At 40.7% G+C, this 10,451-nt stretch carries 6 protein-coding genes and 2 pseudogenes; 2 read left to right on the top strand and 6 right to left on the bottom strand.

Annotated elements, in window-relative coordinates; all coding sequences use genetic code 11:
• Positions 1-3,049, top strand: a 3,049-nt coding sequence (locus VB714_RS05855) for an EAL domain-containing protein (RefSeq protein WP_323222095.1), incomplete at its 5' end; no start/stop codon positions are given.
• On the opposite strand, the gene VB714_RS05850 is transcribed toward VB714_RS05855, so the two are convergent.
• From VB714_RS05850 to VB714_RS05830, 5 genes are all read right to left on the bottom strand, one after another.
• Positions 3,041-4,273 (bottom strand): hypothetical protein, encoded by a 1,233-nt coding sequence (locus VB714_RS05850; RefSeq protein WP_323222093.1) that lies wholly within the window; start codon positions 4,271-4,273, stop codon positions 3,041-3,043. The two genes, VB714_RS05855 and VB714_RS05850, sit on opposite strands and share 9 nt — an antisense overlap.
• 100 nt (positions 4,274-4,373) lie before the next feature.
• Positions 4,374-6,593, bottom strand: coding sequence for a GH116 family glycosyl-hydrolase (locus tag VB714_RS05845; protein WP_323222092.1), 2,220 nt, complete (start codon positions 6,591-6,593; stop codon positions 4,374-4,376).
• Positions 6,583-6,906, bottom strand: coding sequence for a hypothetical protein (locus tag VB714_RS05840; RefSeq protein ID WP_323222090.1), 324 nt, complete (start codon positions 6,904-6,906; stop codon positions 6,583-6,585). The genes VB714_RS05845 and VB714_RS05840 overlap by 11 nt, the downstream gene beginning before the upstream one ends.
• Positions 6,907-6,939: 33 nt before the next feature.
• Positions 6,940-7,644 (bottom strand): hypothetical protein, encoded by a 705-nt coding sequence (locus tag VB714_RS05835; RefSeq protein ID WP_323222088.1) that lies wholly within the window; start codon positions 7,642-7,644, stop codon positions 6,940-6,942.
• Positions 7,637-8,836 carry an AAA family ATPase gene (locus VB714_RS05830; RefSeq protein WP_323222086.1) on the bottom strand — a complete coding sequence of 400 codons (1,200 nt, stop codon included), beginning with the start codon at positions 8,834-8,836 and terminating at the stop codon, positions 7,637-7,639. Before VB714_RS05830 ends, VB714_RS05835 begins: the two co-directional genes overlap by 8 nt.
• Before the next feature lie 164 nt (positions 8,837-9,000).
• Between VB714_RS05830 and VB714_RS27355 the strand changes: the two are divergent.
• Positions 9,001-9,102: pseudogene (locus tag VB714_RS27355) on the top strand (hypothetical protein); the annotation flags it as partial.
• Positions 9,103-9,245: 143 nt separating this feature from the next.
• Here VB714_RS27355 and VB714_RS05820 read toward each other — a convergent pair.
• Positions 9,246-10,451 (bottom strand): annotated as a pseudogene (locus VB714_RS05820) (DUF1998 domain-containing protein); the annotation flags it as partial.

Here is a 10,451-nt window from a genome sequence, read left to right as displayed (position 1 = left end):
ATATCTCACTCCGGCTGCGGGGGAAGCAACGGACTTAAATTCTGCTCTGGAATTAGTTCTCAATCGCGCCTGCCAAGTTTTAGGATGGGATTTAGGGGAGGCATGGATTCCCAACGAAAGTGAAACAGTTTTAGAATTGAGTCCCGCTTGGTACGGCGATCGCACCCTGCCCAATGTGTTAGAGTTTCGCGAACAAAGTCACGTTTATTATTTTCCCTGTAGTGTCGGTCTTCCAGGACGGATTTGGCAATCTCGCCAACCCCAATGGTTTCCCGATATTTCTCGCCATTCAGAGTTTCTCCGCAGCCAACTCGCTTGGGAATCTGGGTTAAAAACTGCTTTTGGGGTTCCGATTATTGCCGATGATAAAGTTGTCGCAGTCTTAATCTTTTTCAGCTACCGCGATCGCCAAGTCGATCGTCGCTTACTCGATCTAATTTCTACCATTGCTGCCCAACTCGGGGGGATTATCCGATGCAAGCAAGCAGAAGTGGCCTTGCGGGATAGTCAGCGTCAATTAAGGAGTTTAATTAATTCAACCCCTGGTATTTTCTTTAATGCCACTAATGACGCGGGTTGGTCTATGACTTATTTGAGTGAAGGTTGTCAAACCCTGACCGGATATAAAAGTGAGGAACTGATTGCGAAAAATCCTCACTCTTTTGAAGAAATTATCAATCGCGAAGATGTTTCCCATGTTTTGGAGGCGATCGCCACTAGCGTTAAAAACTATAAACCCTACGTCGTCGAATATCGCATCCATACCAAATACGGAGAGTGCAAATGGGTTTGGGAAAAAGGGCGCGGCATTTATGATGAAGCGGGGAATGTCTTGGGGTTAGAGGGTTTTATCACCGATATCACCGAACGCAAACAAGCAGAACAGGCACTGCGATCGCAAGCATTGGAACTGCAAGCCTTATTTGCAGCGATGACAGATATTATCATCGTCTTTGATGCCGAGGGACGCTATCTGAAAATTGCCCCCACCAACCCCACCTTACTTTATAAACCTTCGCACCATCTCATCGGCAAAAATCTGCATCAAGTCTTCGATCGCCAACAAGCGGAGCTTTTTTTAGGTTATATTCAACAGGCATTAAAAGAGAAAAAACCGATTAATATTGAATATAATCTCATCATCCAAGAACAAGAGATTTGGTTTGCCGCAACCGTTGCACCCACTGAAGAGAATACCGTCATTTTTGTGGCTCGAGATATCACCGAAGCCAAAGGCGATCGCGAAGCCCTCAAACAAGCTGAAGCCAAATATCGCAGCATCTTTGAAAACGCCGTCGAGGGCATTTTTCAAACTACCCCAGATGGTCACTATATTAGCGCCAATCCTGCCCTAGCTAAAATTTATGGTTATAGCACCCCAGAAGCTCTTATTATCTCTCTAACAGACATCGAACATCAACTTTATGTAGAACCGTCCCAACGCACAGAATTTGCTCGTTTAATTCAAAAAAACGATAAAGTCGTCGGCTTTGAATCGCAGATTTATAGACAGGATGGCAGTATTATTTGGATTTCCGAGAATGCCCGCGTCGTCAGAGACGAACAAGAGCAAATTCTTTACTATGAAGGCATGGTTGTCGATATTACCGAACAGAAACAGGATAAAGAGGAACTGCACCAACGCGCCTTTTATGATGCCTTAACCAACTTGCCCAATCGCGCTTTATTTCGCAAACGCTTGAGTAATGCCTTAGAACGTGCGAGGCAAAATAGCTTCGAGAAATCTTATCATTTTGCCGTCCTCTTTTTAGATTTAGATCGGTTTAAAGTTGTCAATGATAGTTTGGGGCATTTAGTCGGCGATCGCCTCTTGATTGAAATTGCTCGACGCTTAGAAAAATGCGTGCGACAAGGGGATACGGTAGCGCGTTTGGGTGGGGATGAATTTACAATTTTGTTGGATAATATAGAAGGGGTTAACACGGCAATTCATGTAGCAGAACGCATCGAAAAAGAATTACAATTACCATTTCAATTAGACGGTTATACTGTATTTACAGGGGTGAGTATTGGTATTGTTTCTTGTGGTGATAGTTTTTGTGAGGTGAACCTTGAGGAAGCAGAAGAAAAACAACAAGGAGTGCTTTGTAAGCACCAACAAGGCGATCTCGTTGAAGCCTGCATTTATTATCAAAATCCTGAAGATTTATTGCGAGATGCAGATACCGCCTTATATCGAGCCAAAGAACTAGGAAAAGGACGCTATGAACTCTTTAATCCAGCCATGCACCAAAGCGTCGTTTCTCAATGGCAATGGGAAACGGAGTTGCGTCAAGCCTTGGAAGCAAAACAATTTGCCGTTCATTACCATCCCATTGTTTGTTTACAAACCGGAAAATTGCAAGGATTTGAAACATTATTACGCTGGCAACATCCTGAAAAAGGGACGATCTATCCGGCTGAGTTTCTCGATACTGCTGAAGAAAGTGGACTAATTATTCCGATTGGTAATTGGGTTTTAGAAACTGCCTGTAAACAAATTCAATCTTGGCAAAAGAAAGGTAAGATTTCCACTCCTTTAGATATTCATATTAATCTTTCTAGTAAGCAATTATTACAACCAGATTTAATCGATCGCATCGATCAAATCTGCGCCCAAACGGGTTTCGATCCGTCTTGGTTAAAGTTGGAAATTGCCGAAAGTTTGTGGACGCAAAAGGTGGATGCAGCCCGAACAATTTTACAAAAGTTACAAGAAAGAAACATCCAATTGTGCATTGATGATTTTGGTACGGGTTACTCTTGTTTGGAATATTTACAACAGTTTCCCATTCACGGTTTAAAAATAGAACGGTCTTTTGTGAGTGCCATTGAAGATAATGCTCAAAAGGCAGAAATTGCCCGCATTATTGTCATGTTGGCAAAAAACTTAGGCTTGCAGGCGATCGCAGAGGGTATTGAAACGCAACGACAATTAGAAAAAATGCGAGAGTTTGGTTGCGATCTTGCTCAAGGATATTTCTTTGCTAAGGTATTGGATACGCGAGAAGCAGAAGAATTACTCGCGAGAAATGAACCTCTATTTTAAATTCCCATCATCTTCTGTGGGGCGTTCTGTCACCCCTTCTACCACTAAACTGCCCACATAATCCGCTTCTGCATAGACGCGATCGATTTGTGCTTTAATCTCCCGCATATCTTGTTCGGAAACGATGCCATTACTGGTTGCTTTATAAAATTGTACGGTGACTCGGATGGGAAAATCAGTATCTCGCACGATCGCCAAATTGCCAATTTCTGTAAAGGGTCCTTCTAGTTCGCCATGACCGATAACAGCAGCTTCAACATCACTATCCAGAGAAGATGAACCACCTCGCGTTCCTCCTCCCAAAAATGAATTGGGGTTTTTCTGTTTGAGGGGGACTTGAATCAGCATGACCATATTTAAGCCATTTTGTCCGGCTGCATCTGCACTTTGACCAGTTGGGGCATTTCTACCTTGAAAGTCCCTGAGACGTTGACCTGTCAAACTAGCGCGATCGCCATTTTGATTAAAAAATAAGCGCTGTCCCCAAGTTGCCATATATTCCTCATCTTGAATAATATCGAAACTATCTTCGCCATTATCAATGATCGTAACACTTGTTCCTTCTCGGGTTGCCAAGAGGGTTAAGACGGCTGGATCGCCTTCATAGGATTGATAATTGAACAAAACGGGATTGAATGTTGCTAAACCCTCCTTGGGAATGGGTAGAAAACAGGCTTGGGCGGAAACTAGAACATGGGTATCGCGATCGGCGAGTAGAGAATTGCCTTCTCCCGTCCAAGACTCAGGCTGATGTAAATAGCGCCGTAAATTGCCTAAAACCTCTTGCAAGGATACCTTTTGTAGGGGCGATCGCCCTTTTTCATTGCCTGCGAGGAGAAAGAAGCGATCGAGGGGAATGTCAGCAGACTTATCAGAGAAATTCGGGTAGCGAATGATGGGCATTAAATGAATTTGACGATTCTCTTGCACTTGAATGGTCATGTCGCTAATATTGGGACCGACAGCAGAATTTTTGTAGCGTCCCGTATCTTCCCAAGTGAGACTGAGAATCTCTAGGCCAAATTGTTGCGCTAATGATTGCGATCGCCGATCGTTGACCATTGCGATAGTTTGTCGAATGACTTCTTGATAGGCTGTATTCTCCGATCGCCCCGCTTGTTTCCTCGTGTCGGTGGCGATCGCGGGAAAAGACTCATTGGCATTCAACAAACCCGTTAATCCCAAGGATAAAACTAAGATCAAACATAAAGAGGGTCGTCCCATGACAATAATTGGAGGAAGAAAAGATCGGTGCAATACCTAAACTGAGCCTAACACAACGATCGCGAGATTGGGATAAGATGAACGCGATCGGAGTTCGCTATCAAGAAAATTGACTTAAAACCCCATACATTGCCCAAATTGTCATGCCATCAAGAGAATGACTCTTTTGAAATGTTCCAGTCGGGGACAAAATAGCAGGAGTGCGAAACTGTAGACCATTATTATAGATGAGTTTGACCAACATCTCTGCAATTTGTAGAGATTCTTCTTTTCTCCCCAGCAATAATAAAAGCGTTGCTAAAGCAAAGGTCATTCCCACCTTAATTTCTTGAGAATTCTCTCCCGTTTCTACATCCAATTTTCTCTCGCGAAATGGTAATAAATAAGTCTGAGAAAATTCTGTTAAGGTGTTTTCTGATAGGGTGCGATCGCCTAGACTGGGTAAATCTAAGAGTTGACGGTACAATTCCTCAAAGATTGCCTCGATCGCGATCGCCTCCCCGGTATTGTCTTCTTTTAAAATAGGGATTGCTTCCAACCAAGATTGATAGGTATCCCGGAGATTGACCAGATCTTCAGGATAATGGGGTGTTTGTAGATTAGGATTTGCAGCCGGGTTTTCTAGGAGGACATTGGCGATCGCGATCGCGGCTTTTAAACCCAGTCTCCAAAACTGTCCCTCTTCTTCCTTTCCCCTCTTCTTTGCGTAAGCGAGAGTAAAGGCGATCGCCGACCAACATTCCCAGAGAAACTCTGTATCCGTTGCTCCAGATAAAAGATAATTCCGATAAACTTGTACAATAAAAAGAGAAGATAATTGCCCATCAAGACGACAATTTGCATTCGTTTTTACCCAAGGATGTTCGCTTGAGATGCCTAAATCTCGAGGTGTTTCTCCAGCAATTTTACGAATATTTTCTCCTTCTCCATCTTCAACAGGAATCGCTTTGGCAAAGGCTTCTAAAACTGTCTTTTCCAAGCGAGGAAAAAGCATTAAAGTTGCAAAAGAACCCGATAAACGCTGTCGCAAACTTTCATAATAGCGGCAATCTAAACTTTCCCATAAGGCAAATTGTCCCAGAGGATCGGTTTCCGTAGCTGCCGTCCATAACGTCCCCCCATCCGTTAGCAGATATAACTCATTAAATAGCGCCATTTTGAACCAGTCGGGAATATCTCTGCGATCGAGAGTGGGTTTTTGCCAGGTTTCGATCTTATCTTTCCAGACATCCCCATGTTTCAAAGCCGTCCGTACCATTGTCCAAGCATTTTTCCCCGTCCTGGCAAAGAAATCACTGTGACGGCGAAAATAGGCGATCTCTGCACCAAATTCAATCACAGGAAAATCCCATGCTAGGATAAAGGGGATTTTGCGAGTTCTGCCTGGACGAAGGGTAAAGCGAAAAGCCATCGCTGCGGCAATTTGTTCTCCTGGAGAAGCAGGGGTTTCATTTTGCAGGTCTGGTAAACTGCCATTCATCGCAAAATAATCCCAAACCTCTCCCCCATCCCCTTCTGGGTTCCAACGTGCCGTATAAAAGGCTTCGATCGCGGGATTAATGATACTGGCGATCGCCATTTGTCCTTCTCCAGACTGCAATTCATCGTAAAGACGGACTCGGTTAAATAAGCAACCCACCCGATGATGATCTTGGATCCACTGATTAAAATTCCCCGTACTTTCTCGCCATTTGGGTTGATATTCCGATGTAGGATGGCGATCGCCACTGGGCCTGTTTTTTTGCGTTTTATGGGCATTGGCAAACCAACCGACGAGGTTTTGCCAGGTTAACATAATACTCAGGGCGATCGGGCGATCGGTGGGGTTATGTACCGTCCAGTCAAAAAGTGCCACGGGATAGCTAGATTCTTGGTAACATCCTGCCCAAACGGGGGAAAATTGCTCACATAAGATTTCACTGTGAAAAACGCCCTCATATTTGAACCAACTGCGAGGATAGAGGGCATGATAAGTCCCCCCTCCCTCGGGATACCAAGCCCAGCGAGAGAGGCTGCCATCTTGAGGAGATTGGGTGGAAAGGGCGTAAACTTGGGGTTGTTCTCCTTCTCTTTCTTCGTAAATACTAAATTGACAGGCTGGCAAACTGCGAAAAATATGTTCTCCCCCGTCGAGGTGCCAAAGATTAAAATCGCCGCGATGCGATCGTCCGATACATCCCGATCCTAAACCTCCGAGAGGCATTCCATGCCAGGCCCCATCATCATTTTGACTGGCTGTATAGGGACGATCCCAACCAAGGCCAATGGGTCGTTGCCAAGTACAAGAGGGAATTTGGGGACGAGGAATTTCAAATTTCATCGTTGAGGGTATAAGGATCGGGCCATTTTAAATTGTAGATGAGATTTGAGGCTCCATCGGCATAATTTGCACTTTGCATCTCATTATTGGGTCCTTGGGGATTATAAATGACATCGTGAAACCAGAGTGCGATTTCTACTGTTGGCGATTTTGTGGGAAGGCGATCGTACAATATCAAACATTCTTCGATATGTTGTAGGGTGTGATAATATCGATGTTTTTCTCGGTAAGCATCGAGTATAGGTGTTAGAGAAGGAGTCATTTTTGCGCCTAGTTGAGTCAACAAATTTTGCCATCTGTGGGAAGTTAACATAATGCGATCGCTTTGTTGAAGATAAAGAGTAAACTATTGAGAAGTTTGGCTCTCAAAATAGAGTGCAAATTCTTGTAACGATTCATTTCTTGATAGTGTTTCCTTATCAATTTCCATATATCTAGCAATCTTAGGTGACATACTTTCAGTATATTGCCGTTTTTGGGCATCTCGATCTTTTAATTTAGGATTTATTTTTTTGAGTATTTGTCGAGATACATTAACTAAATATTCTTTTGCACCTCTTCCTCCTGATTCTGCTTCTGCGATCGCTTGTGTATCTCCTGTTTGATATTTTTTTGATAACTTAACCCAATCCTCTTTTTTTCTTGTATTTTCGTTCTTTGTAAAGTAGCAGCAAATTCCTAAAACGTCAACTAATAACCATGCTTCTAACTCTTGTTTGATGAGAATGAGATGAACGCGATCGGGAAAGCGAGATACGACCCTTTTTATTCTATTAATTAAAGAATTCGGTTCTTTCCTGCGTTGAGCTTGAGATTGTACTCCATCTGAATCAAGCAGAAAAATAATACAATCATTGCTTGTAAGATAAATATTAACCATTTTTTCTAATCCTTCTCCTTTATTTGAATGAATTGCTCGTTCAAAGGCTTTTTTTGTTGATTCTGAAATTGTAATATTGACCCCATAATATTTAACAATTTTTTCAGCAATACAGCATACTGCTTTGCTATCAAAATCCGATTCGGGAGTCCAGATAAGAATATTAGGCATTTTCTCCTTCTAAACACTCTTGAAGTAAATTGCTATGGTAAATAGCACTACCAACGCCAAAATCTTGCATCCATTCTAATAAATCTTCTCTTTTTTTTCCTAGCTCATCTAAAGGAATAACTTGAGTTCCTAAATTACTCTTTTGGGTTAAGAGCAATACAGAAACATCATTTTGTATTTCTTCTAAACTAAAACAGTCAAGAAATTGAGAACTGTGAGTAGTAATAACCACTTGATTCTGTTGAGATAATCTTTTTAAAAGAGATGCAACTTCCCCTAGAACGGCTGGATGTAAATTACGTTCGGGTTCTTCAATTCCAACTAAGGTGCGTAAGCCAGGAAACATCAGAAGCGCACAATAAGCGATCATACGAACTGTACCATCAGATATATCCAAAAAAGGTACTTTTAGATTATTTTTTTCTATTACATAAATTTCAGGATTGTCGTTATTTTTGCAAATTTCTAGTTTAATTCCCAAACAATCATAGACTTCACGATTAAAATTAAGCAAAATTTCTGGTTTGTGTGTAAACCAAAATATAATTGAATTTTGCAGACGTTGACCTTGAGTATCAAAAAGTGAAGATAATTTATATCTTTCTCTTATATCCGTGTCATTATAAATATTTTGGTTTCTAATAATCTCTGGATCTAGATTATAAAATCTCCATTTCTTGATAAAGTCAGATATTTTTGATGTTAAAGGTTTGTCTCCAAAATCACCTGCTGTCCTTAAAGCTAATCCGCCTTGTTTAGAATGATAAATTTGCTTGTTTTCTCCATTATCATCTCGTACAATCCCTGTACCGTTTGTTACATCGATAACTTTAATAGAACCTATTTTCAATAATTCTCTAGAGCAAGAAAATTTATCATCATTTTTTCGAGAGAGTGTTACTCGATACTCTGCCATTTTTATTTTCTCGTTATCTTCCAAATAAATTTTTAAATTCATTGAAAATTCTATTTTTTTTTCTTCAGAGTCAATTTTAACTAATTTTTCTATTTCTTCTAAATATCTGGAATCTCCATTCTCTACTAAAAACTTTAAGAAAAATAGAGCTTTTAAAGAGTTTGATTTTCCACTGGAATTTGCACCAACTATTATGGTTAAATCTCTGAACTTAAGAATTACATCTTCCAAGCTCTTAAAATTCTTTATTTTTATTGATTCTAATTCAACATCCATTTTTTGAATTTTGATATCTTGACTAGAATATTATATCACGATTTTTTAAGTAAAATATTTTTTAAGTAAAATATGAATAGCCTAAATTTATCCGTTGATTTATCGACATTATACCGAACCTATCAAAGCGCGATCGCGCCATTGCAAGTTCCCCTCGCCCTCATCGATTTGCCCCCTATAGTAAATTCGATCGCAAGCAATATTTCTATCCCGATCTGCCCAAAAACTACCAGATTTCTCAATACGATCTCCCGATCGCCGAGTATAGGAGTAAGAGGAGGAATCGTTTTTGCTCCTAGTTGAGTCAATAAATTTTGCCATCTATTGGAAGTTAATATCATGCGATCGCTGTAGTGTGAATTTCTCTCGTTGTTGTCTCAGTCCAATTGTTCCCATTTTCTCCAGCAATTCAAAGTTTGAGAGTTTGATAACACCAACTCGGACGACGGAGAAGATTAAATGTATCCAAATAAAGCACTGTTTTAGAGGCTTCTACAGCTACAGTCGCTAAAGCATCGGAAAGATAGCCTCCCGGAGTTTCTATATTCCATAATGGATGAATAATTATTACAGCAATATTATTGATTTCAAATCCAGGAAGATTATTAAATATTTTAGGATGACAATGTTTAAATGAAGAACAGAAAGAATCGCGTAAAATAGTTGCTTTATCCTGCCAGCCTTGGAGTTCTGGAGTAGAAAAATGACCGTTTAAACCGCAATATTCGCTTTCATTTGCTAAGATACGGAGAAGAGATAATCCTAAACGCCAATCGAGTAATCCATGATAGTTACTATTGCGATATTGTCGCAAGCAATCATAACAGGAAGAGTCGCATTTTTGATGATGTTTTGCAGAAATCAGAGAACTAGCAAAGGTATTTTGTAATGGTTCTGCATTAACAATTTTTAACAAGATTTCCTGCCAGTTTTGTGCTAACCATTCGGTAAATCCAGAGCCGTTAGCAAGGCGATCGCTAATCACAATTTCTCCTATCTTTATTCCTTTATCATCTATCTGTCGCAAACCGCTAATATCTAACTCTTCCGGATCGATATCCAATGTTTCAGCCGTAATTGATCGGAGAATAAAAGCAGCCGAGTAAAAAGCAGCTTTAACCGCAGAACCTTTTGTTAAGGGATCGAGACATAAGCCATCAGGAACAGTAGTAGGTCTGATTCGTAGAATTCCTGTAGTTTTTGGTGAAACAATGGCAATTTTTTCTTGACGATCTTCTGTAGTCTTAAACTTGATACCGCCTTTTTGTCCTTTAAATCGATTGTCGATCCATTGATTAGGTAACATTTTTTCACCAAAACCAAAACTTGCTTCACCGATCGCTCCTTGAAATAGCGATCCGCGATTATCATTAACACGAAAAACACGACCATCTGAAGCAAATGCAATATTAGTGTTTGTCTCTTCTATTCTTTCAAACTCTTGAGGATTAGATTCAGCTATACTTCCTGCTCCTGTTATCATAATATCAAATTCTGTCTTAGCATCAGTTCCTCGATTGAGGCTAGTGCGAAAAGCAAGAGGAACAGCCCATTGAAAAGACCGAAATCCTTCTTCTTGGGTTGCATTGCAGTTCGGACAATTTTCATCTTCAAT

The organism is Spirulina sp. 06S082, from assembly GCF_034932145.1.
GTDB lineage: Bacteria > Cyanobacteriota > Cyanobacteriia > Cyanobacteriales > Spirulinaceae > CCY15215.
The sequence above is the reverse complement of the archived record's forward strand: the minus strand, read 5'-3'. Positions and strand labels throughout refer to the sequence as shown.